We start from the raw sequence: 22,306 nt of genomic DNA, 5'->3' as shown, positions 1-22,306 counted from the left end.
CGGATCGCCGTTGTGGGCGCCCGCATGTTCGCCACCCTTGTCACCGTCGACGGAGACCACCTGGACTGGCGACAGGACTACGGAAGGGTCTCTTTCGCCCCTGTCGACGTGCCCGCCGGAATCCGGTCCGGTCTGAGCACTCTGATGGCCTCGCTGGGCCTGGTCTTCGGGGCCTTCGACTTCGGGCTCGACCGGGACGGCCGTTGGTGGATGTACGAGTGCAACCCCAACGGGCAGTGGGCCTTCGTCGATACGCCGACCGTTACCGCCATCGCCGCCGCACTCGCCGACCTACTGGAAAAGGGATGCCCATGACGGACTCTTCCCCCGCAGTCTCCGACGGGCTTGCGGGCCTGCTCCGGAAGCGTCTGGCCGACCGGCTGGCGGACGGCGGTGCGCTGCGTTCGGATGCCTGGCGGTCGGCAGTCGCCGAGGTGCCGCGGGAGGTCTTCGTTCCCGCGTTCTTCCGCCGGACCGACGGCCCCCGGGGCACTGTCTGGACCCCCGTCACACCCGCCTCCGAGGGCGCGGACGCGTGGCTGGCGGGGATCTACACGGACGAGACGCTGGTAACCCAGCTCGACGGCGGCGTACACCCCGGCGAGGTGGACGGTCCGCTGGGCGGCGATCCCACGTCCTCGTCCACCCTGCCGAGTCTCGTCGTCCGCATGCTGGAGGACCTGAATCCGCAGGAGGGGCAGCGGGTACTGGAAGTGGGCACCGGGACCGGATACTCCACCGCGCTGATGTGCCACCGCCTCGGCAGCGACCATGTCACCTCGGTGGAGTACGACCCGGCTGTCGCGTCCCGTGCCCGGAGCGCGCTCGCCACGGCCGGGTACGAGCCCCGGTTGATCCATGGCGACGGACTGCTCGGGGACGGACGGCTCGGGCAGCACGGCGCCGGTTCGTACGATCACCTGATCGCCACCTGCTCGGTGCGTACCGTCCCCGGCGCCTGGTTGAACCAGGTCAAGGCCGGAGGCACCATCCTCACTACGGTCTCCGGCCGGCTCCACGGCTCCGGTCTGGTGCGGTTGACCGTCGAGGACGGCCGGCGGGCACACGGCCGCTTTCTGCCCGGAACCGTGTCCTTCATGACCGCCCGCCCGCACGCTGCCCCCGTACTCACCGATGCCGGAGTCCTCCTTCGCCGGCCGGCCCGGGAACGCCGGGCGCGATACGGCCCGGACGTACTGAGCGACTGGATGCCGCAGTTCCTCGCACAGCTCGCCGCGCCCGGTGCCCAGTACCTCGGCACCGGCATCGACGGCGGGCCCGTGCTGGACCATGTCATCGACCCGCGTGACGGATCCTTTGCCACCCTGGTGCCCGACCGGGACGACGGGGCCTTCCGGGTACGCCAAGGCGGCCCCACCCGCCTCTGGGATCGCATCGAAGCCGCCATCAGCACCTGGAGCCGCGCCGGATCCCCGCCCCAGACCGCCTTCACGCTCACCATCACCCCCACCGGACAGCGCGTTCAGCTGGAAACCCCGGACGGCCGCCGATGGTGGTGTCTGCCCGGGTGACGGATCATCCGTCCGCCGGATGACCGACCTCCGGAAGCACCTGGACATCCCCGGGGTACACATCCGGGCATGACGGGACAGAACAACGACGCCGCGAGCCTCGCTCGCTCCCTCCTCGGCTCCGTCGGCGGCGCCGCGAACGTGCGGGACATCGCGCACTGCATGACCCGCCTCCGGCTGCGGCTCGCCGACCGCGGGGCCGTGCGGCACGAGGAAGTGGCCGGGCATCCGGCGGTGCTCGGGGTGGTCGAGGACGGGGACTCGTATCAGATCGTCCTCGGGCCCGGGGTGGTCAACCGGGTTGCCGCGGAGTTCGAGGCGCTGGTGGGGGCGGGCGGGGCGGGCGGGGAGGCGGTGCCGGGACGGGGTGGGGTGAAGGGGGTGCTGCGGCGCGTCGCCAACGTTTTCGTGCCCCTGATTCCCGCCCTCATCGGCTGCGGCGTCGTCGCCGGGTTCGCGGGCCTCCTCGCCAATCTGCGGATCGCCCCCGGGATCACGCCCGCCCTCCTCGCCGTCGCGGGCGGCTTCATGGCCCTGATCGCCGTCTTCGTCGGCTACAACACCGCCCGCGAGTTCGGCGGCACACCCGTCCTCGGGGGCGCCGTCGCCGCCGTTGTCGTGTTTCCCGGGGTGGAGCGGGTCGAGGTCTTCGGCGAGCGGCTCTCACCGGGGCAGGGCGGTGTTCTGGGCGCGCTGGCCGCCGCGCTCGTCGCCGTGTACACCGAGCGGTGGGTACGGGGCCGGCTGCCCGCGGCGCTCGATGTCCTCGTCACCCCCGCCGTCACCGTCCTCGTCGCCGGACTCGTCACCCTGTACGGGCTGATGTACGCCGCCGGGGAGGTCGCCGCCGCCATCGGCACCGCCGTCGGCCATCTGCTGGAGTACGGCGGCGCGGGCGCCGGGTTCCTGCTCGGCGGGCTGTTCCTGCCGCTGGTCATGCTGGGGCTGCACCAGGCCCTCATCCCCATCCACGCCACTCTCATCGAGCAGCAGGGCGCGACCGTACTGCTGCCGATGCTCGCCATGGCGGGCGCGGGCCAGGTCGGCGCGGCGATGGCCGTCTACGCCCGGCTGCCGCGCAATCCGGCGATCCGGACGACCGTGCGCTCCGCACTCCCGGCAGGCCTGCTGGGCGTCGGCGAACCCCTCATCTACGGCGTATCGCTGCCCCTGGGAAGGCCGTTCGTCACCGCCTGCGTCGGGGGCGCGTTCGGCGGCGGCTTCGTCGGGCTCTTCGCCATGCTCGGCGACCGGTTCGGCGCCACCGCCATCGGGCCCTCCGGCTGGGCCCTGTTCCCGCTGCTCCAGGGCGACCGGGGGCTGGGCACCGCCGCCGCCGTCTATGCGGGCGGGCTGCTCACGGGGTACGCGGCCGGGTTCGCCGCCACCTACTGGTTCGGCTTCACCCCGGCCATGCTCGCCGAACACGACTGCGGGGAGGGGGAGAAGAAGGAGGAAGGGAAAGAGGGAGGGGAAGGGGGGAAGGGGGCGGAACCGGGGATGGCGCGGGCCGTCTGAACGGTATCCGCGGAGTGTGGGGGGTGGGGCACGGAATTCACCGGATCCGAGCAGGCCGCCGGGATCACACCCACCCCCCATAGCCGCGAGTCCCTCACGATCTCCGTCCGGCCGTTGAAGCGGACACCAACGTACTGCGGGCCACTGACAACGAGCCCGGCGCGGAGTTTGGTACGACCCCGAGCGGCGCGACAGGAGCGGCGCGGGCCGCCGTTGAGCGCCCGCGCCGCCCGCCGGACACGGCCTACAGGCTGATCACACCCGTCCTCGTATCCGTCATATCCAGAAGCGTCCACTTGCCGCCGATCCGGCCCCAGCCCGTGCCCCGCCCGCCCGCGCCCCCGAACGGCATATTGATGTCCCACCAGTTGTTGGACTCGTTCACCATCACCTGGCCGACCTGGAGCTGCTCCATGAAGCGGAACGCCGACGTCATGCTCCGGGTGAAGACCGCGCCCTGGAGGCCGAGCGCGTCGTCGTTGGCGATCCGCAGCAGGTCGTCCTCGTCGCGCCCGGTGATCACCGGGACCACCGGGCCGAAGGACTCCTCCTTCGCCAGCAGGCTGTCCTCGGGCACCCCGTCCACCACCGTGAACTCGTAGTACAGGTCCGTCGGCATCCCCGGCCGCCGCCGGCCGCCCCGCAGGACCCGGGCGCCCCGCTCCCGCGCGTCCGCGATATGCCGGTCCATCTTGGCCGCCACGCCCTCGTTGTTCACCGGGCCCAGCAGGGTCTTCTCGTCGAAGGGGTCGCCGAGCACCACCCGCTCCGACTCGCGCAGCACGGCCGCCACCAAGGCCTCCCGGACGTCCTCGTGGACCACCACCCGCTCCGTGGCGCAGCAGACCTGGCCCGCGCAGGGGTACGCGCCGTCCACCGCGGCCCGGGCCGCCGCCTCGATGTCCGCGTCGGCCAGGACCACCAGCGGGCCGTTGCCGGAGCACTCCATCAGCGAGCGCTTCAGCCCCGCCGCCGCGGTGATCTTCGCGCCGGTCGCGGAGGAGCCGATGAACCCGACGGCATGGATGCCCCGGTGGCGTACGAGCGCGTCCCCGAACTCCCCGTCCCCGGGCAGCACACTGACGAGCCCCTCGGGCAGCCCGGCCGCCACCAGCGCCTCCATCGCACGCAGCACGGTGAGCGGTGTGTTCTCCGGGGGTTTCACGACCAGGGCGTTACCGGTCGCCAGACCGGGCGCGGCGAACTCCGCGAACATCAGCAGCGGAAAGTTCCAGGGCGTGATGATCCCCCAGGTGCCCACCGGGCGATGAAACGTGAACATCCGCTTGCTGCTGTCGCGGGAGAGCAGCGTCTCCCCGTTGAGTCGTACGGCGTCCTCCGCGTGCAGCCGGAAGAGCTGCGCGGCCTCCGTGACATCGGCGACCGACTCGGCCAGCGGCTTCCCCTGCTCCAGGGTCTGGAGCCGGGCCAGTCCGTCGCGGCGCGCGTCGAGTTCGTCCGCGATCCGGTGGCAGAGCGCCGCGCGCTCCCACACATTGACCTCCGCCCAGTCGCGCTGGGCCGTGTGGGCGGCGGCGACGGCGGTGTCGAGATCGGCGGCGGCCGGCAGCGGGAAGGAGCCGACGGGCTCGCCGGTGGCGGGGGAGACGACCTCCGCCCGGGCGGTGCCGGAGCCGTTCGTGTAGCTCCCGGCGATGAACAACTGCTGCTCTGCGGTGGTCATGAGGGTGCGCTCCTCGGTGTCCGGTCCGTCCCTGGCCGATCGGTCCCGATCATCCAGGGCGGTCCGGCCCCCGTCGAGAGCCCGGACACGCCGTCCGGACCGCGCGTGCCGCCACCGGTGCCGGGGTGCGCCCGCCGGGGCCCGCCCCCCGCGCGGGCCCCGGCGGCCTTCCTCCGGTTCCGGTGTGCCGGGCCGGTCCCGTACCGGAGGCACCGCCGTGGTGAGAGCGGCGTCTCCGGTACGGGGAGCGGTCAGCGGACCGGGCACACCGACGGGACCGCCCGCACCAGCGCCTTCGAGTGCAGCTTGTCGAGCTGCTTCTCCTGGCGCACCTGGACGGCGGTGATGGCCAGCACCCCCCGGCAGGACCAGGTCGAACGGGCCCGGTCCGAGCCCGCGATGGCCCGCACCAGCGCGGCGTTGATGCGGTTGATCTCCTTGCGGACCTCCGCCAGGTCGGGGCGCTCGGCCGGTGCCTTCGACGGGTCCTCGGTCCACAGGGCGTGCAGTCCGCGCTGGACGAGTTTGTTGGCCTCGATCTGGTCGCGGAAGATCGCGACGGTCTGCTCCGGGTCGGCGCCCGCCTCCACCGCCTGCTGCCGCACCGTGTCGAGAACCACCTGCTCGCGCGCCGGATCGTCGATCGGGCTGCCGGTGCCCCACTTCGCCGCCGCGACGAGGTCCGCGGTGGCGAGCCGCTCGGCGGAGAGGGTGGTGACCGGAAGGAGCTGGGAGTACGAGGACGGGACACCGGCCGGGGCCGCCCCGGGCCCGCCGTGCGCACTCGCCGGGGCCGCTCCGGCGGCCAGCACCCCGGTGACGGCGGCGGCGGTCAGCGCCAGCCGCGCGCCCCCGCGGCGGCCGCCCGTGGTCCGGGCGGTACGGGAGGCGGCGGCGGAGCTGTTCTTGGTGGTCTCGCTGGACACGGTTCGTCCCCTTCGGCGGTGGTGTTCACCCGGCAGTGGTCGGCTGCCGGGAGTCCGCGCCCCGGATGTGCCGGATCAGGCGACCGGCGCGCGTTCCGTCCTGCAGGAGGGCTTCCACCAGGGGGCCGGTTCCGTCGTCCTGCCGTACGCCGTCGAGGAGTTCGGCCGCGGGCCGCGGGTCGGCGCCCAGTTCCGGGGCGGTCGCCAGGGCCTTCCGTACGGTCGCGTAGCCGAGGCCCATCGCGGCCAGCCGGTCACCGCCCCGGTAGCGGTTGCCCGCGCCGGAGGCGCCCTCCCGGGCCAGATGCGGGTGGGCGCGGGCCACCTCGTGGGTGGCGAGCACCGCCAGCAGGACGTGCTCGGTGCCGATCCGCCGGTGTCCCAGCACCCGGGCCTGTTCGTATGTCTCCCGGAGCACCCAGGCGGTCGGGGAGGCGGCCCAGTTGACCCCGGAGACCAGCCAGCGCCTCCAGAACACCATCGGATAGCCGCGGCGGCCGAGCAGCAGGTCGCGGGTGGGCCGGAGCAGCGGGTCGAGGCCGTCCGCCGGGGGCTCGGGCGGCTCCTCGCCGTCCAGCCGGGCCAGCACCGCCGCGGCCGTCGTCCCGCAGAGCGCCAGCACCTCGGCGCAGCGGTCGTCACCGTCCCGGAGCAGTCCGCGCAGCAGATGCTCCGGCAGCAGCTTGCCGATGCCGGTGGGCTCCCGGCGGGCGTCGGCCGTCCCCAGCTCCAGGGCGGTTTCGAGGGCCAGCCGCGCCCGCTCGCTGAGCTTCCGCCGCTCCTCGCCGTCCGGGCCGAGGACGTCCCGGCAGGAGACGGGGGCCGCATCGCCGTCACCGGCGGTCCAGGGCACGGCGCCCGGGGTGCCCTGCCGGTCGCGCAGGATCGCCAGTACGGCGGTCCTGGTCACGCCCTCGGCGGCGAGCGCGTCCCGGGCCGGGCCCTTGGAGTCGGTGATTCCGGCCAGCAGGTGTTCGGTCCCGATGATGTCGGTGTCGGTGGCTCCCCATGCGGCGCCGAGGATGCCCGTCACCCGCCAGCCGATGTCGAGCTGTGTGTCCACCATCAGGCCCTCCCGCTTTCCCTGTCGCCCATCGCCCATCGCCCATCGCCCGTCGATGGTCGCCGGTCGTCCATTGCCGGTCGCCGGTCGCCGGTCGCCGGTCGACCGTCGCCCGTCGCCGGTTCGTCGTCCGGGGTACAGACTGCCGGGCGGGGGCGGGGCGCCGCGTCCGCCGTTCGTCGACACCGCGAACGACGAAGGTCGCCGGGCGGCGGGCGCCTCAGGACCCGGGCGCGTCAGGACCCGGGTGGCTCAGGACTCGGGCGCCTCAGGCCGGGAGCGACGCCGTCAGGTCGACCTCGACCAGCTGGCCCGGGTAGCCGAGCTGGGCCACGCCGATCAGGGTGCTGGCGGTGGAGAAGGCGGGCGCGATGACGGATTCGTTGAGCCGGTCCCACGCCGCGGCCAGCACCTTCTCGTCGGAGCTGACCACATGGATCAGGGAGCGGACGACATGCTCGGGTCCGGCGCCCACGGCCCGCAGGGCGGTCAGGGCGTTTGCCGCGACCTGGTCGATCTGGGCGTCGAGATCGCCCTTGCCGACGACCTCGCCGGAGAGGTCCAGGGGGCACTGCCCGGAGAGATAGGCGGTACGGCCCGCCTCGACGACGGTGATGTGGTGGTAGCCGGGGGTGGCGTGGAGCCCTTCGGGGTTGATGCGGTCGATGTGCTGGGGGGTACGGGGGTTCTGAGGGGTGTTGTCCGTCATGTGGCCGAGTCTGCGGCGCACCGGTGAATCACGCACTCCGTTTTCCGGCCGCCGACGGTGTGCCGCGGGCCCGGGGCGGCGCCCGGAGAGGCCCGCTGGGAACGGATCCGGGGAGAACGGAGGAGCGCCCTCCCGCACGGGGTGTGCGGGAGGGCGCTCCGGCCGGGCCCGCACTCAGCGGCGGCGCCCCGGCATCAGGTCCGTACTCAGTCCGTTCTCAGTCCCTGTTCAGGTCCGTACACAGTCCCTGTTCAGCACCGCACTCAGAACCGGTCCGGGATCACCCGCGGCGTACGCTCGCCGCCCTGCGCGTTCTCCGGGCTCCCGGCGCTCGCCTTCGCCGAACCGGCCGGCCGCGGGTCCGCCGCACAGCTCACGTTCTTCGCCGGGAGCTTCCCGGTCACCAGGTAGTCGGTCGCGACCCCGTCGGCACAGGCGCTGATCCCGTACCGGTAGACACCGTGGGCCTCGCCCTCCTCGACCGTCACCATCCGGGAGCCCTTCATCGCCCGGTTCAGGCCCTGCGCGGTGAACAGCGGGGTCTGGGAGTCCCACTCCGCCTGGAGGATCAGCGACGGCACCCGGTTGTTCACGTTCGTCGCGGGCTCCGCGGGCCGGTCCCAGAAGGCGCAGGGGGTGATGTTGGAGGCGTGGTCGCCGAAGATCGGGGACCAGACGGAGTCCATGGCCGCGTCGGACGCGTACTTCTGCGGGTTCCGCGGCCAGTTGCCGGTGTCGCCGCAGGCGACCGCGTTGAACAGGGATATGTCGTTGTCGCCGGGGTACCACCTCGGGAAGTCCGGCACGGGCTTGCCCGCCGCCGCGTCCTTGAACACGCCGAGGATGTAAGCGCCCTCCGCGCGGTAGAAGAACAGCGGGCGCATCACCGAGCGGAGCGCGGCGCCGTCGTAGTGGGTGTCCCCTATTTTGATGGGCTTTCGGTCGGCCTCGCGGACGAGCTTCCAGAAGCCCTCCGCGACCGCCTGCGGGGTGGCGCCGAGGCCGTACTGGCCGTTCCGCTCGGCGGCCCACTCCGCGAACCGCCAGAACGCGGGCTGCGCCGCCGTCGCCCAGGACTGGAGCATGCCGCGCCAGGCCAGCTTCGGGTCGACGGCGCTGTCCAGGATCATCCGGTCGGAGCGCTGCGGGAACATCTGGGTGTAGACCGCGCCCAGATAGGTGCCGTACGACACCCCGATGTAGTTGAACTTCTTCTCGCCGAGGGCGGCCCGGATGCCGTCCATATCGCGGGCGGTGTTCCGGGTGGTGTAGTGCTTCAGGTCCGCGCCGTACTTCTTCCGGCACTTGTCGGCTATGCCCTTGGCCCAGGCCACGTCCGAGGCGAAGGTCTCCGACGTGAACCGACGCAGGATGGCCCGCTCGTCCGGGGCGGTGGTGCCGCACTCGACGGCGTTGCTGCGGGCCACGCCGCGCGGGTCGAAGCCGATCAGGTCGTAGCGGTCCAGTACGGACTGCGGCAGCCGGCCGCCCCAGTCCAGCGGGTCGCCGAGGCCGGGGCCGCCGGGGCCGCCGGGGTTGAAGAGAAGCACCCCGCGCCGCTTCTCCGGGTCGGCCGCCCGGATCCGGGACACCGCGATGTCTATCTTCTTGCCGCCCGGGTTCCGGTAGTCCAGCGGCACCTTCAGGGTGGTGCACTCGTAGGCGGCGGGCTCGGTGGGGCTGCACCGCTGCCACGAAAGGCGCTGCTGCTGCCCGTCAGGATCGGTGGGGGCCGCCGAGGCCGGGGCGGCGACGGAGACGAGCGGCAACAGGGTTGCCAGCGCGCTGACCGCTGCCACGGGGACATAGCGTCGTGCCTGCACTGAACGGGTCCTCTCGGATGATCGTCGGAACGGTCGGTTCGGGGAGGTACGCGGGTCAGCCAACCCCGTGCACCGGCCCGCGCGCCAGAGGTGCGATCAGCGGCGCCTGGCTCCGCTTCTTCTGCTGTTCCGCCGTCACCGGGTCCGGGGTGCAGCGGACATCCTTGCGGGGCAACTCCCCTGTCACCAGGTAGGTGTTGGCCAGCTTGTTGGCGCAGGAGCTGGCGAGCGTGTGGTAGACGCCGTGGCCCTCACCGCCCTCCACCAGGGCGAGCCGGGAGCCCTTCATGGCCTTGCGCAGCCCGATCCCGTCGGGGAGGGGGGTCTGCGAGTCCCACTCGTTGTGGAGGATCAGCGCGCCGACCCTGTTGTCGACGACGGTGGTGGGCTCGGCGATCCGGTCCCAGTAGGCGCACGGGTTGATGTGCGAGGCATGGTCCCCGTAGACCGGATAGCGGACCTTGTCGCTGGCGGCCTGCCGGGCGTAGACCTGCGGATCCTGCGGCCAGTTCTCGTCGCCGCAGGTCACGGCCCACATACTGCTGACGAAGCCCTCGTCGAAGTCGTAGACGGGCAGGGCGGGTACGGGCTTCCCCTCCGCCGCCGCCTTCAGATCGGCGGCGTATCCGCTGGCGAGCGCCGTGGTGAAGAACGCGGGCCGCATCGCGGCGCGGATCCTGGCTCCGTCGAAGAGCTGCTCGCCCATCCGGATCGGCTTCCGGTCGGCCTGGGCGACGATCTTCCAGAAGGTGCGGGAGACGGCCTCCGGGGTGGTGCCGAGGCCGTACTGCGCGTTCCGCGCCGCGGCCCACTCCGCCCACCGGTCGAACGCCTTCTCCGCCTCCGTGGCCCAGAGCCGGAAGTCCTTCCGCCAGACCAGGGCCGGGTCGACCCCGCTGTCCAGCACGAACCGGTCGGAGCGGTGCGGGAAGAGCTGGGTGTAGACCGCGCCGAGGTACGTGCCGTAGGAGATCCCGAAGTAGTTGACCTTCTTCTCGCCGAGGGCGGCCCGGAGGGAGTCGATGTCCCGGGCGGTGTTGCGGGTGTTGAAGTGCTTGATGTCGCTGCCGTACGCGGCCCGGCACTTCTCCGCGAAGGACCGCGACACCGCGGCGTCCCGGGCGAACGTCTCCTTCTTGTAGGGGCGTTCGATGGCGATCTCCGCGGGTGACAGTCCGCACCGCAGGGGCGTGCTCTGTCCGACCCCGCGCGGGTCGAAGCCGACCAGGTCGTAACGGTCCTGGACCTCGGCGGGCAGCAGAGAGCGCAGCATTCCGGGGAGATTGAGTCCGGAGCCGCCGGGGCCGCCGGGATTGATGACGAGAATTCCGCGCCGCTTCTGCGGATCGGCCGCCTGGAGTCGGGAGATCTCCATATCGATTTTCTTGCCGCCCGGATTCCGGTAGTCCAGCGGCACTTTCAGCGTGGCGCACCGCAGTTCCGGCGACTCCGGCGTCGGACAGTCGCGCCATACGGGGCTCTGCACGGCCGAAGCCGTGCCGGTGGGGGAGGCAGCGGCTGCCGGGGCACCGGCGAGCGCGGGGGAGAGGGTCGCCAGCACGCTCAGCGCGAGCAGCGGCACCATACGTCTTCTTCCTGCCTGCACGGGGGTCGTTCCTTCCGTTCGTCGGACACGCCGGTGGTCGGCCGGCGCGGGCGGGGACGGGGGTTCGGCCGGGGTTATCGCCCGGTGATGGGGGTGGGGTTCACCGGCTGGTGTGGTACGGGGAGGAGCGGGGTACGGGGAGGGCGGTACGGGCTACGGGCCGGGGAACTGCTTCCGGACCGGGCCCGGCGGGATCCGGCAGGAACGGCCTACGCGCCCGCCCCGAATGGTCCTCGCGGCGCGGGCGGCGGCGACACCGCGGCCTTCCGTTCCCCCGGAGCGGGCGCCCGGCAGGTCACATCCTTCACCGGCAGCCGTCCGCTCGTCAGGTACTCGGTGGCCACATCGTTCGCACACGCCCCGCCGTACAGGTAGACCCCGTGGCCCTCGCCCTCGTCGACGGTCACCATCCGGGAGCCCTTCAGGGCCCGGTGCATGCCCTGGGCCGTGCTCAGCGGGGTCTGCGAGTCCCACTCGTTCTGAAGGATCAGTGACGGCACCCGGTTGTCCACCTTCGTCGCGGGCTCGGCGGGCCGGTCCCAGAAGGCGCAGGGGGTGATGTTGGAGGCGAAGTCGCCGTAGAGCGGATACCGCTTTCCGTCGCGTACGGAGTCCTTGGCGTACGTCCCCGGGCTGCGCGGCCAGGCCGCGTCCCCGCAGAGGATCGCGAACTGGCTGGACGCCTCGTTGTCGGAGGGCGCGGGCTCCTCCGGCAGGGCGGGCACCGGCTTCCCGGCCGCCGCCTTCTTCAGCATCACGACCGTCTCGGCGGCCCCTTCGACACCGAAGAACAGGCCGCGCATCTCGTCGCGTATCGCATCGCCGCCGACGAGGTCGGCACCGATCCGGATCGGCTTCCGCTCGGCCTGGCGGACGATGCCCCAGAAGGTGCGGGAGACGGCCCGCGGGGTGGCGCCGAGTCCGTACTGCCCGTGCCGGGCGGCCGTCCACCGGGTCCACCGGTCGAACGCGGGGCCCACCTCGGCACCCCAATTGCGGAAGGTCTCCCGCCAGGCCAGCTCCGGGTCGACCGCGCTGTCCAGCACGAACCGGTCGGCGCGGCCCGGGAACATCTGGAGGTACACGGCGCCCAGATAGGTGCCGTACGAGTAGCCCAGATAGGAGATCTTCCGCTCGCCGAGGGCGGCCCGGACGGCGTCCAGGTCACGGGCGGTGTTCCGGGTGGTGAAGTGCTTCAGGTCGGCGCCGTACTTGCTCCGGCACTTCTCGGCGGTGCCGCGCGTGCGCGCCGTGTCCGCGGCGAACGTCCCCGCGTCGTACGGGCGGGGCCAGTGCGTCTCCTCGTCGGCCAGACCGCAGGTGACGGGGGCGCTCCGCCCGATGCCCCGCGGGTCGAAGCCGACCAGGTCGTAGGAGTCGAGGACGGACCGCGGCAGCGCCCGCTGGAACTCCACGGGCATCGACAGGCCCTCGCCGCCGGGGCCGCCGGGGTTGAACAGGAGCACACCGCGCCGCTTCGCCGGGTCCGCGGCCCGGATCCGGGAGACCGCGACTCCGATCTTCTTTCCGGCGGGCTTCCGGTAGTCGAGCGGCACCCGTACGGTGGCGCACTCGAAACCGGCGGGGGTGTCCGGGCCGCAGCGCTGCCACGACACCGGGGAGGAGGGGGATATCGGCGTCCGGGCGGGGCCCGGGCCGGACGGTGCGGCGACCGCCACCGCCGGGGCCAGGGCCACCAGCGCACTCACCGCCGCCACGACGGGAGCCAGACGTCTTGCCTTCACGGAATAGGTTCCTTCCGCTGGGATTCGGGACAGGAACGACCCTGCCCGACCCGGTGATTGCGGCGAATCATCCGTGAAGGCGGCAACGCCTCTGCCTGGGGTCCCATGGCCCGGCTCCGGTGTCATTCTCCGGATGCAGCGGATTCCAGCCAGCCTCAGGGGACGATTACCGGTCTTAAAGGCTGGCTTTCTCCCCACCCCACCCGGTAGAACACATGCAGCACACCGCTATCGTGCTTTCGAGCGATCCGCCGCACTCTCGCGCGATCGCCCCGCGGCCGGCCCCCGACGGCCCGCCGCCTCTTGCTGACCTGTGGGGGGTCCCTTTGACGCGTTCTGCGCGCAAACTGCCTCGTGCTCTTGTACGTACGGCAGCCATTTTCGCTCTCTCGGCGGGCGTTACCGTCCCCGTCGTGATCACGGCACCGGCCGCGCACGCGGCGGTGTCCTCCGTCACCACCACCTTCGACGGCAAGCTCGCCGTCGGCCTGCCGTCCAACGCGGTCTGGGTGAAGGTCTCCGTCCTCGCCTCGACCCAGCCCGACGCCGCCGTCCTCCTGGAGGACGAGCAGCTCACCAGCGACGGCCGCAACACCTGGACCACCGACCGGGTGCTCAAGCTCGCCGACGGCACCGCCTTCGGCCGCTACCCGGTCCGGGTGGACTACCGCCTGCCCGGCGGCACCGTCCAGCAGCAGACCACCGGCACCTTCGCCTACTTCAAGCGCGCCAAGGTCGCCGAGGTCTCCTTCGACCGTGCCACCACGGACCTCGACAACCCGACGACGGTCCTGACCGGCACGCTCACCACGCACAACCCGGCCACCGGCCTCACCGAGCCCTCCAAGGAGGGCACCGTCGTGCAGGTGCACGTCAGGGTGGAGCGGGAGTGGCCGAACTCGGCCGTGACCATGGGCTACGCCCGGCAGGTCGACGCCGAGGGCAAGTTCTCCATCAATGTCACGCCCGAGGGCCGGATCACCGGCGGCCAGGCGTACGCGGAGTCGATCGAATCCGACACCGCGACCCACCCCGCCACCACCCTGCCGACCGTCCCGGCCGAGAAGGGCCAGGTGCGGATCCAGGCCGACACCGACAAGCTGCGGGTCCACAAGGGCCAGCCGTTCACGGTCAAGGGCCGGGTCGAGAAGCTCACCGGCGAGGGCTGGAAGCCGTACGCCAACGCCAATGTCATCTCGTCGCTCTCGGCACCCTGGCACTGGGACGCGTACACCAAGACGCCGCTGGGCAGCGGCCGGTCCGCCGCCGACGGCTCCTTCACGTACACCGGCAAGGCCACCGTGGCGGGCACCGTGTACACGCACGTCAAGCCCTCGGCGCTGGTCCCGGACAATGCCACCGACTCCAGCGCGATCGCCGTACCCGAGAAGTTCAGCTTCGGCTCGCCCGCCTACAGCATGGACGAGTTCGGCACGGTCACCGCGAGCGCCCGGGTCTACGGCACCGACTGCTACGACGAGCTGGTCGGCTTCCAGTACTCGCCCGACGGCCGTACCTGGTACAACCTCAAGGGCATCAAGACCGGCTACTACAGCACCAACGAGTGCCGGGTGAACGTCCAGACGGACGGCTATGTCCGCGGCTACTACCGGTTCTTCCACGGCGAGTCCAACCGCTTCGTCGCGGCCGCCGCCACGCCGAAGTTCCTCAGCCGCTACCTCACGCGGTTCTCGGGCCACAAGTACTCGAACACCAAGCCCAAGAACAACAGCACCATCACGGTCTCGGGCACGCTCCAGCGCCAGGTGAACGGCAAGTGGGTCGCGCACCCCAACGCCAAGGTCACCGTGGCCGTCAAGCCCAAGGGCGGCAGCCAGTGGTACTGGGCGGTCAAGGGCAAGACGAACAGCAAGGGCGTCTACAGCCTCAAGACCAAGGTCTACGGGGACGCGCACTGGGCCGCGTACACCGAGCCCATGAACGGCTACTTCTACTCCGAGACGAAGGCGACCTACCTCGATGCGCGCTGATGCGATCACGCGCCGCCCCATGGCGCTCTCCCTCGTCGCCTCCGCCGCCGCGCTCGCCCTGGCGGCGGGCGTCTCCCCGGCCGTGGCCGCCCCGGCGGCCGGCGGGATCGGTATCGGCGGCGCCGTGACGGACCCGCAGGAGCGCGGCTCCTTCACGGTCGGCGCCTGGACGGACACTCCCGGCGCCACCGTCACCAAGGTGTCGGCGGTCGTCCGCGACGGGAACACCGTCGTCGCCGAGATCCCCGAGCTGACCCAGACGGCGCCCGGTTCCGGCCGCTACCAGCTCCCCGCCGCGCTGAAGCTCACCGAGGACGGCGGAAGCATTCCGCAGCTCGGCAAGTACGCCATCGACATCACGGTCCGCGAGAGCGGCGGCGCCGAGGCGGTCCGGGCGAACGCGGGCACCCTCGACTTCACCATGCGGCTCCACGCCGCCGGGCTGAAGAGCGAGCAGCCCAACTGGGAGACCCGCGGCACCACGGTCAAGGGCACCCTCGTCGGCGTCCAGCCGGGCTCCGGCGACCAGGTCCCGCTCCCGAGCCGGACCATCGCCCTGGCGCTGCTGGACTACACCACCGATGCCACCCCGGACCCGGCGGGCACCGTCACCACCGGCGCCGACGGCACCTTCAGCACCCTCCTCCCGATCGCCCGGTACAACCGGGTCGTCGCGCTGAAGCACACCATGCGGGAGAACGGTGTCGAGGACACCCTCTCCGCGCAGAGCACCTTCAACGGCCCGGACGCCCGCCAGATCAGCATCACGGCGACCGCGGACAAGAAGCGGGTCCTGCCCGGGGAGAAGGTCACCGTCACCGGCCGGGCCACCTACCAGGGCGCGGCCGTGGCCGGTGTCGAGCTGCACGCGTACGCCACCGGCAAGCGCACCGTCGTCACCACGGACGCCACCGGTGCCTTCACCGCCGTCATGACCCCGGCGGCGGGCGCCCAGTACAACCCGTCCTGGTCGGTCAACGGCGACGGGGTGTACGAGAACGGCTACGCCCAGGGCTCCCTGGAGGTACCGCGCGAGACCACCGTCCGGCCGAGCATCACCCTGGCGAGCAACAGCCGGGTGAACGTCACCGGCACGCTGCGCGCCACCTACAACACCGGGGTGTACGACTCCGGTACGCAGCTCCTGCGGCTGGAGTACTCCGGCGACAAGCGGACCTGGAAGACGCTCGCCACCGTTCAGGCAGGCGTGGACACGGCCAACTGGAACACCTTCCGCTTCAGCTCGGGCGGCGGCAACGGCTACTACCGGGTCGTCACCTCGACCGAGGCGGGCTTCGCCGGTACGGCCTCCGCGCCGGTGGCGCTCTCCCGGATCGCGACCCGGGTCAACACGGCCGACGCCACGCCGGAGCCGGTGAAGAAGGGCAAGACCCTCGCCGTCACCACCACGCTGACCGAGCGCAACGGCAGCACCTGGCGGGCGCTGCCGAAGCAGTGGGTGACCCTGTCCTTCCTCCCGAAGGGCAGTACTAAGTGGTCCGTCCGCGGCTACGCCTACACGGACGCCAAGGGCAAGGCCACGCTGAAGGTCGCCGCGGCGGCCGACGGCTACTGGCGCTACACCTACACCGCTGACGCGCGGCACTACGACAGCGCGGGCGGCTCGGACTTCGTCGACGTCCGCTGACCCCGCACCGGGCGGGCCGTGCCGATCCGGCACGGCCCGCCCGGCTTTCTCCGGCCGGGTCCGGCTGTCTCCGGCTGTCTCCGGCCGGGTCCGGAACAACACGGAACAACACGGAACAACACGAAGGCCGGAACAACACGAAGGGCGGTACCCCCTGGAGAGGGGGTACCGCCCTTCGGCGATCCGGCCTTGCCGATCCTGGGCGAACCCGGGATCAGAAGTCCATGTCACCGCCCGGCATGCCGCCCGGAGCGGCCGCGGCGGCCTTCTCCGGCTTGTCGGCGATGACGGCCTCGGTGGTCAGGAACAGCGCGGCGATCGACGCGGCGTTCTGCAGCGCGGAACGGGTGACCTTCGCCGGGTCGAGAATGCCCTCGGCGATCATGTCCACGTACTCGCCGGACGCGGCGTTCAGGCCGTGGCCGGGGGTCAGGTTGCGCACCTTCTCCACGACGACACCGCCCTCCAGGCCGGCGTTGACGGCGATCTGCTTCAGCGGGGCCTCCAGCGCGAGCTTCACGGCGTTGGCACCGGTCGCCTCGTCGCCCTCGAGCTCCAGCTTGTCGAAGACCGAAGAGGCCTGCAGCAGGGCCACGCCACCACCGGCGACGATGCCCTCCTCGACGGCCGCCTTCGCGTTGCGAACGGCGTCCTCGATGCGGTGCTTGCGCTCCTTCAGCTCGACCTCGGTCGCGGCACCGGCCTTGATGACGGCCACGCCGCCGGCCAGCTTCGCCAGACGCTCCTGGAGCTTCTCGCGGTCGTAGTCCGAGTCGGAGTTCTCGATCTCGGCACGGATCTGGTTGACCCGGCCGGCCACCTGGTCGCTGTCACCGGCGCCGTCGACGATGGTGGTCTCGTCCTTGGTGATGACCACCTTGCGGGCGCGGCCCAGCAGGTCGAGGCCCGCGTTCTCCAGCTTGAGGCCGACCTCCTCGGAGATGACCGTGCCGCCGGTGAGGATGGCGATGTCGTTCAGCATCGCCTTGCGGCGGTCGCCGAAGCCCGGGGCCTTGACGGCGACGGACTTGAAGGTGCCGCGGATCTTGTTGACGATCAGCGTCGACAGGGCCTCGGCCTCGACGTCCTCGGCGATGATCAGCAGCGCCTTGCCGGACTGCATGACCTTCTCCAGCAGCGGCAGGAGGTCCTTGACCGAGGAGATCTTGGAGTTGACGACCAGGATGTACGGGTCGTCGAGGACGGCCTCCATACGCTCCATGTCGGTGGCGAAGTACGCCGAGATGTAGCCCTTGTCGAAGCGCATACCCTCGGTGAGCTCCAGCTCCAGACCGAAGGTCTGGGACTCCTCGACGGTGATGACGCCTTCCTTGCCGACCTTGTCCATGGCCTCGGCGATCAGCTCGCCGATCTGGGTGTCGCCGGCGGAGATGGAGGCGGTGGAGGCGATCTGCTCCTTGGTCTCCACATCCTTCGCCTGCTCGAGGAGGGCACCGGAGACGGCCTCGACGGCCTTCTCGATACCGCGCTTCAGGCTCATCGGGTTGGCACCGGCGGCGACGTTGCGCAGACCCTCGCGGACCAGCGCCTGGGCCAGCACCGTGGCCGTGGTCGTACCGTCACCGGCGACGTCGTCCGTCTTCTTGGCGACTTCCTTGACCAGCTCGGCGCCGATCTTCTCGTACGGGTCCTCGAGCTCGATCTCCTTGGCGATGGAAACACCATCGTTGGTGATCGTGGGGGCGCCCCACTTCTTCTCGAGGACGACGTTACGGCCCTTGGGGCCAAGGGTGACCTTGACGGCGTCGGCGAGCTGGTTCATCCCGCGCTCGAGACCGCGCCGTGCCTCCTCGTCGAACGCGATGATCTTTGCCATGTGAGGTGTCCTCCACGGACTGGTGTGGGAAGCTCTCGGACCGCGCCTGCGCCCGCGACGGACGGCCTGCTGCACCGGGCGGCTCCATGCACCGCGCGGCGAGCGGGCCTCGCCGACCCGGCCCTTCAGTTATCACTCTCACTGGGAGAGTGCTAACGCCAATGATTAGCACTCGGCACCCGAGAGTGCAAGGCCGTACGCCCGGAGCCGGGGCGGGGCACGGGCCGGAAGGCCGGTGTGAGCAGGGCCCCGCGGAGGGTTCCGCCGGTGGAGAAACACCCGGTGGGGGAGGGGTGCGGCGGGGAAACACAAGGGGCCCGCACCCCGCGCGAGCGGGATGCGGACCCCTGAGTGCGTCTGCGTGCGTGCGTCTGCGTGCGTCAGAACGCGAGCGCGCCGAGGACGGGTCGGGTCAGGCCGCCGAGAGCTTGACCATGTCGGCCTGCGGGCCCTTCTGGCCCTGCGAGATTTCGAACTCGACCCGCTGCCCTTCTTCCAGGGTGCGGTAGCCGTCCATCTGAATCGCGCTGTAGTGGACGAAAACATCCGCACCACCGTCGACCGCGATGAAGCCGTACCCCTTCTCCGCGTTGAACCACTTGACGGTGCCCTGAGCCATGCCTAACTCCCCTATTACTGGCCCTTGCACAGGACCGCACCTCGCGGACCCTGGGTCAGACCTCTACCCGACCTCACAGGTGTGCGCCGGAACGCGTCGACCGCGGCTGAATGTATCTGCACAACTGCCCTCTGCAACAGGTCAATCGGACGAGAAATCCCGGAGGCTACTATCGGGTAATTGTCCTGAATTCAGGAAATTCCGGGCCAAATCCGGCCGGACAAAAGGAACCTATGCGACAGGTTGCGCCTGCATATTGGCTGCTTCTTATCGAGCCCGGGCGCATTCTCGTACCTGGCCATCGGTGGGCGATCACCGGGCGTTCCCCAACTCTAGCGTGTTCAACCATGCAGAATGGCCCCCTCCGTTTGTCTTACGGAGGGGGCCATTCCCATTACCCAGGGTCAGTGCCGCCGGATGCGCGGCCCGTTGCCGCGGCGGGGCGTGCGCCCGCGTACGGCCGGACGGCGCGAGGCGGTGCCGGACGCGCGCGGGGCGGTCAGCCGCCGGCGACGGCCGGGATGATCGAGATTCCGGCGCCGTCGGGGGTGGCGGTCTCCAGCCCCTGCTCGAAGCGGACGTCGTCGTCGTTGACGTACACATTGACGAAGCGGCGCAGCTTGCCCTGGTCGTCCAGGACCCGGGCGGCGATCCCCGCGTGGTTCTTCTCCAGGTCGGCGATGACCTCGGCGAGGTTCGCGCCCTCGGCGGCCACCTCGGCCTGTCCGCCGGTGTAGGTGCGCAGGATGGTCGGGATGCGGACGTTGACGCTCATGGGTGGTGCCTTCCTCGGGCGGCTGCCCGGGCTCGGTGGACGGCGGCGTACGGCTGCGGCGGCGGTGCGGTGCCCCCGGCGGACCGGGGGCGGACCGGCGGGGTCAGTGTGCGAGGCCCGCGGCGCGGAACGCGTCCAGGCTCGGCCGGATGGTGGCGGTGGGGCCGCTGGTCGCGGCGACCGCGTCCAGGGTCTTGAGGCCGTCGCCCGTGTTGATGACGACGGTGGTCGCGGCCGGGTCCAGGACGCCCGCCTCCAGCAGCTTCTTCGCCACGCCGACCGTCACACCGCCCGCGGTCTCCGCGAAGATGCCCTCGGTCCTGGCGAGCAGCTTGATGCCCTCGACGACCTGCTCGTCCGTGACGTCCTCCACCGCGCCGCCGGTGCGCCGGGCGATGTCGAGGACGTACGGCCCGTCCGCCGGGTTGCCGATGGCGAGCGACTTGACGATGGTGTCCGGCTTCACCGGGCGGACCACGTCGTGGCCCGCCTTGTACGCGGCGGAGACCGGGGAGCAGCCCTCGGCCTGCGCGGCGATGATCCGGTACGGCTTCTCCTCGACCAGGCCGACCTTGATCAGTTCCTGGAGACCCTTGTCGATCTTGGTGAGCTGGGAGCCGGAGGCCACCGGGATGACGATCTGGTCCGGGATCCGCCAGCCGAGCTGCTCGCAGATCTCGTACGCCAGGGTCTTGGAGCCCTCCGCGTAGTACGGGCGGAGATTGACATTGGTGAAGCCCCAGCCCTCGCCGATCGGGTCGCCGATCAGTTCGGAGCAGAAACGGTTCACGTCGTCATAGGTGCCCTCGATGGCGACCACCTCGCCGCCGTAGACGGCGGCCATGACGACCTTGCCCTGCTCCAGGTCGTGCGGGATGAACACGCAGGACCGCAGGCCCGCGCGGGCGGCGGCGGCACCGACGGCACCGGCCAGGTTGCCGGTGGAGGAGCAGGAGAGGGTGGTGAAGCCGAAGGCGCGGGCGGCCTCGACGGCGATGGCGACGACACGGTCCTTGAAGGAGTGCGTCGGGTTGCCGGAGTCGTCCTTGACGTACAGCTCGCCGGTGACGCCGAGTTCGGCGGCGAGGCGGTCGGCCTTCACCAGGCGGGTGAAGCCGGGGTTGAGATTGGGCTTGGTGGCCACGTCGGCGGGGACGGGCAGCAGGGGCGCGTACCGCCAGATGCTCTCCGGGCCGGCCTCGATGGCCTTGCGCAGCGCCTCCGGGTCACCGGTGGGCAGCTCGTAGGCGGCTTCCAGGGGACCGAAACAGGAGGCACAGGCGAAGCTCGGACTGAGCGGGGTGCGCTCGCCGCACTCGCGACAGGAGAGGGCGACGGCGGGGCCGAGGTCCACTGCGGGGGCGGTGGCGGGGGTGGTGGATTCTGCGGTGCTTGCGACGGTCTGCGCAGCCATGGAGGCGAGGCCCTTTCTCCTCATCTTCCTCATGGCGCATCTCGCCATGAGACGGATTTGGCACCTTCCCTAGCCGGGAGCCTCGCGGCGCCGACACGCGCTGTCCGCTGCTGCGGATCGCACTGTCGCGACGGAGACCGGCTGGAGGGTTGCCGGGGCTTCAACGGGCCGTTTCCCTCTGCCCCTCTGGATGAGCGGTATTCGATTGTTGATCAGGTTGAACGCGGGACCCCGACATGCGACGGTCATCCGCGTTGTTCAAGACTGTAACCGAAGGTCCGGACGGTTGAGATAGTCGTCCGTACCGCGAGATGGATCACACGGGCGCCTCCGGGTGCCCGCGGACCGGCATCCGGCCCTCCCGTCATGCCCGAAATGCACGGGAGGCGCCCCCACGGCTGAGGAGTGGAGCGCGTGCTCGAAGAGGTAGAGCGCTGGCTGGCGACGCGTACCTGGTCGGCGGCGGACCGCCCGCTTCCGGCGCTGCTCGCGGCCAAGCGGTCGGCCGCGCCCCCGCCCACCGTGAGCGTGGTGCTGCCCGCGCTCGACGAGGAGGCGACGGTCGGCGATATCGTCACGGTGATCCGCCGGGAGCTGATGGAGAAGGTTCCGCTGGTCGACGAGCTGGTGGTGATCGACTCGGGCTCGACCGACCGGACCGCGGAGGTCGCGGCGGCGGCGGGCGCCCGGGTGGTCCACCGGGACGCGATCCTGCCGCGGATACCGGCCCTCCCGGGCAAGGGGGAGGTGCTGTGGCGTTCCCTGATGGTCACCCGCGGTGACATCGTCTGTTTTGTCGACGCCGATCTGCGGGACTTCTCGGCCGATTTCGTCTCAGGCATCGTCGGTCCGCTGCTGACCGATCCCGAGGTCCAGTTCGTCAAGGCGATGTACGACCGCCCGCTGGGCGAAGCCGCAGGTCAGGGCGGTCGTGTCACCGAGCTGGTGGCTCGTCCGCTGCTCAATCTCCACTGGCCGCAGCTGGCCGGGGTGGTCCAGCCGCTGGGCGGCGAGTACGCGGCCCGGCGCTCCCTGCTGGAGCGGCTGCCCTTCCCGGTCGGGTACGGGGTGGAGCTGGCGCTGCTGGTCGACGCGCTGCACACGGTGGGCCTGGACGCGCTGGCCCAGGTGGACGTGGGCTCCCGCAAGCACCGCCACCAGGACGGCCGGGCGCTGGGCCGGATGGCGGCGGCCATCTACCGTACGGCGCAACTGCGGCTTTCGCGGGGCCATTTGGTGCGGCCGGTGCTGACGCAGTTCGAGCGGGGCGAGGACGGGTTCGTACCGCGGACGCACGCCGTGGACACGGAGGAACGGCCGCCGATGCGCGAGATCGGTGAGTACGCGGCGCGCCGCGCGGCGTAAATCCCGGTTTCCCGCCGGGCGGGGCTGACTATCTTATGTATGGTTTATGTC

17 protein-coding genes and 1 riboswitch are annotated in these 22,306 nt (G+C 71.3%); of the genes, 6 read left to right on the top strand and 11 right to left on the bottom strand.

Features of this window, described 5'->3' with window-relative positions:
- Window positions 1–24 precede the first annotated feature (24 nt).
- The 3 genes from ACWDR0_RS06255 (at window position 25) to ACWDR0_RS06245 (ending at window position 3,050) form a co-directional block, all read left to right on the top strand.
- A complete protein-coding gene (locus ACWDR0_RS06255) occupies window positions 25–315 on the top strand; it encodes a hypothetical protein (protein WP_456350458.1) in 291 nt (96 codons plus the stop codon).
- On the top strand, window positions 312–1,532 hold the full coding sequence (gene tgmC / locus ACWDR0_RS06250) for an ATP-grasp peptide maturase system methyltransferase (RefSeq protein ID WP_456350457.1): 1,221 nt from the start codon (window positions 312–314) through the stop codon (window positions 1,530–1,532). The genes ACWDR0_RS06255 and tgmC overlap by 4 nt, the downstream gene beginning before the upstream one ends.
- 69 nt (window positions 1,533–1,601) lie before the next feature.
- Window positions 1,602–3,050: a PTS transporter subunit EIIC gene (locus tag ACWDR0_RS06245; protein ID WP_456350456.1), complete on the top strand. Its 1,449-nt coding sequence runs from the start codon at window positions 1,602–1,604 to the stop codon at window positions 3,048–3,050.
- 244 nt (window positions 3,051–3,294) lie between these two features.
- On the opposite strand, the gene ACWDR0_RS06240 is transcribed toward ACWDR0_RS06245, so the two are convergent.
- The 7 genes from ACWDR0_RS06240 to ACWDR0_RS06210 all read right to left on the bottom strand — a co-directional run bounded on the left by ACWDR0_RS06240 (window position 3,295) and on the right by ACWDR0_RS06210 (window position 12,606).
- Entirely contained in the window at window positions 3,295–4,734 is a 1,440-nt protein-coding gene (locus ACWDR0_RS06240) for an aldehyde dehydrogenase family protein (RefSeq protein ID WP_456350455.1), read from the bottom strand.
- A gap of 251 nt (window positions 4,735–4,985) precedes the next feature.
- On the bottom strand, window positions 4,986–5,576 hold the full coding sequence (locus tag ACWDR0_RS06235; RefSeq protein WP_456350523.1) for a chorismate mutase: 591 nt from the start codon (window positions 5,574–5,576) through the stop codon (window positions 4,986–4,988).
- Window positions 5,577–5,685: 109 nt separating this feature from the next.
- The gene (locus ACWDR0_RS06230) at window positions 5,686–6,726 is read right to left on the bottom strand and encodes a Clp protease N-terminal domain-containing protein (protein ID WP_456350454.1); all 1,041 of its coding nucleotides are present in this window, start codon (window positions 6,724–6,726) and stop codon (window positions 5,686–5,688) included.
- 265 nt (window positions 6,727–6,991) lie between these two features.
- The gene (locus ACWDR0_RS06225; RefSeq protein WP_456350453.1) at window positions 6,992–7,432 is read right to left on the bottom strand and encodes a RidA family protein; all 441 of its coding nucleotides are present in this window, start codon (window positions 7,430–7,432) and stop codon (window positions 6,992–6,994) included.
- 263 nt (window positions 7,433–7,695) lie between these two features.
- Entirely contained in the window at window positions 7,696–9,231 is a 1,536-nt protein-coding gene (locus tag ACWDR0_RS06220) for an alpha/beta hydrolase (protein WP_456350452.1), read from the bottom strand.
- A gap of 79 nt (window positions 9,232–9,310) precedes the next feature.
- Entirely contained in the window at window positions 9,311–10,840 is a 1,530-nt protein-coding gene (locus tag ACWDR0_RS06215; protein ID WP_456350451.1) for an alpha/beta fold hydrolase, read from the bottom strand.
- Between the two features lie 230 nt (window positions 10,841–11,070).
- Window positions 11,071–12,606 carry an alpha/beta hydrolase gene (locus ACWDR0_RS06210; protein ID WP_456350450.1) on the bottom strand — a complete coding sequence of 512 codons (1,536 nt, stop codon included), beginning with the start codon at window positions 12,604–12,606 and terminating at the stop codon, window positions 11,071–11,073.
- A gap of 413 nt (window positions 12,607–13,019) precedes the next feature.
- On the opposite strand from ACWDR0_RS06210, the gene ACWDR0_RS06205 reads away from it, so the two are divergent.
- Both ACWDR0_RS06205 and ACWDR0_RS06200 read left to right on the top strand, forming a co-directional pair.
- Window positions 13,020–14,597, top strand: a complete 1,578-nt coding sequence (locus tag ACWDR0_RS06205) for a hypothetical protein (RefSeq protein WP_456350449.1) — start codon at window positions 13,020–13,022, stop codon at window positions 14,595–14,597.
- A complete protein-coding gene (locus ACWDR0_RS06200; protein ID WP_456350448.1) occupies window positions 14,587–16,245 on the top strand; it encodes a hypothetical protein in 1,659 nt (552 codons plus the stop codon). Before ACWDR0_RS06205 ends, ACWDR0_RS06200 begins: the two co-directional genes overlap by 11 nt.
- 214 nt (window positions 16,246–16,459) lie before the next feature.
- Here ACWDR0_RS06200 and groL read toward each other — a convergent pair whose 3' ends face one another.
- The 4 genes from groL to thrC all read right to left on the bottom strand — a co-directional run bounded on the left by groL (window position 16,460) and on the right by thrC (window position 20,890).
- Window positions 16,460–18,082, bottom strand: a complete 1,623-nt coding sequence (groL, locus tag ACWDR0_RS06195) for a chaperonin GroEL (RefSeq protein ID WP_006348513.1) — start codon at window positions 18,080–18,082, stop codon at window positions 16,460–16,462.
- A 412-nt stretch (window positions 18,083–18,494) separates the two neighbouring features.
- Window positions 18,495–18,701 (bottom strand): cold-shock protein, encoded by a 207-nt coding sequence (locus ACWDR0_RS06190; protein WP_456350447.1) that lies wholly within the window; start codon window positions 18,699–18,701, stop codon window positions 18,495–18,497.
- A 499-nt stretch (window positions 18,702–19,200) separates the two neighbouring features.
- A complete protein-coding gene (locus ACWDR0_RS06185) occupies window positions 19,201–19,476 on the bottom strand; it encodes a MoaD/ThiS family protein (protein ID WP_456350446.1) in 276 nt (91 codons plus the stop codon).
- A 103-nt stretch (window positions 19,477–19,579) separates the two neighbouring features.
- Window positions 19,580–20,890, bottom strand: a complete 1,311-nt coding sequence (thrC, locus tag ACWDR0_RS06180) for a threonine synthase (RefSeq protein WP_456350445.1) — start codon at window positions 20,888–20,890, stop codon at window positions 19,580–19,582.
- Window positions 20,891–20,907: 17 nt separating this feature from the next.
- Window positions 20,908–21,087: riboswitch (SAM riboswitch) on the bottom strand.
- A 217-nt stretch (window positions 21,088–21,304) separates the two neighbouring features.
- On the opposite strand from thrC, the gene ACWDR0_RS06175 reads away from it, so the two are divergent.
- Window positions 21,305–22,255 (top strand): glucosyl-3-phosphoglycerate synthase, encoded by a 951-nt coding sequence (locus ACWDR0_RS06175; RefSeq protein ID WP_456350444.1) that lies wholly within the window; start codon window positions 21,305–21,307, stop codon window positions 22,253–22,255.
- Window positions 22,256–22,306 lie beyond the last annotated feature (51 nt).

The sequence above is a fragment of the Streptomyces sp. NPDC003691 genome, assembly GCF_053981115.1.
Note: the sequence above shows the minus strand (reverse complement) of the source record. Positions and strands in the feature narration are given on the sequence as shown.

Excerpts from the sequence above, each read along its gene's own strand:
- ACWDR0_RS06255 (WP_456350458.1), top strand. The coding sequence starts at position 25 with ATGTTCGCCACCCTTGTCACCGTCGACGGAGACCACCTGGACTGGCGA.
- tgmC (WP_456350457.1), top strand. The coding sequence starts at position 312 with ATGACGGACTCTTCCCCCGCAGTCTCCGACGGGCTTGCGGGCCTGCTC.
- ACWDR0_RS06245 (WP_456350456.1), top strand. The coding sequence starts at position 1,602 with ATGACGGGACAGAACAACGACGCCGCGAGCCTCGCTCGCTCCCTCCTC.
- ACWDR0_RS06240 (WP_456350455.1), bottom strand. The coding sequence starts at position 4,734 with ATGACCACCGCAGAGCAGCAGTTGTTCATCGCCGGGAGCTACACGAAC.
- ACWDR0_RS06230 (WP_456350454.1), bottom strand. The coding sequence starts at position 6,726 with ATGGTGGACACACAGCTCGACATCGGCTGGCGGGTGACGGGCATCCTC.
- ACWDR0_RS06225 (WP_456350453.1), bottom strand. The coding sequence starts at position 7,432 with ATGACGGACAACACCCCTCAGAACCCCCGTACCCCCCAGCACATCGAC.
- ACWDR0_RS06215 (WP_456350451.1), bottom strand. The coding sequence starts at position 10,840 with ATGGTGCCGCTGCTCGCGCTGAGCGTGCTGGCGACCCTCTCCCCCGCG.
- ACWDR0_RS06200 (WP_456350448.1), top strand. The coding sequence starts at position 14,587 with ATGCGCGCTGATGCGATCACGCGCCGCCCCATGGCGCTCTCCCTCGTC.
- groL (WP_006348513.1), bottom strand. The coding sequence starts at position 18,082 with ATGGCAAAGATCATCGCGTTCGACGAGGAGGCACGGCGCGGTCTCGAG.
- ACWDR0_RS06190 (WP_456350447.1), bottom strand. The coding sequence starts at position 18,701 with ATGGCTCAGGGCACCGTCAAGTGGTTCAACGCGGAGAAGGGGTACGGC.
- ACWDR0_RS06185 (WP_456350446.1), bottom strand. The coding sequence starts at position 19,476 with ATGAGCGTCAACGTCCGCATCCCGACCATCCTGCGCACCTACACCGGC.
- thrC (WP_456350445.1), bottom strand. The coding sequence starts at position 20,890 with ATGGCTGCGCAGACCGTCGCAAGCACCGCAGAATCCACCACCCCCGCC.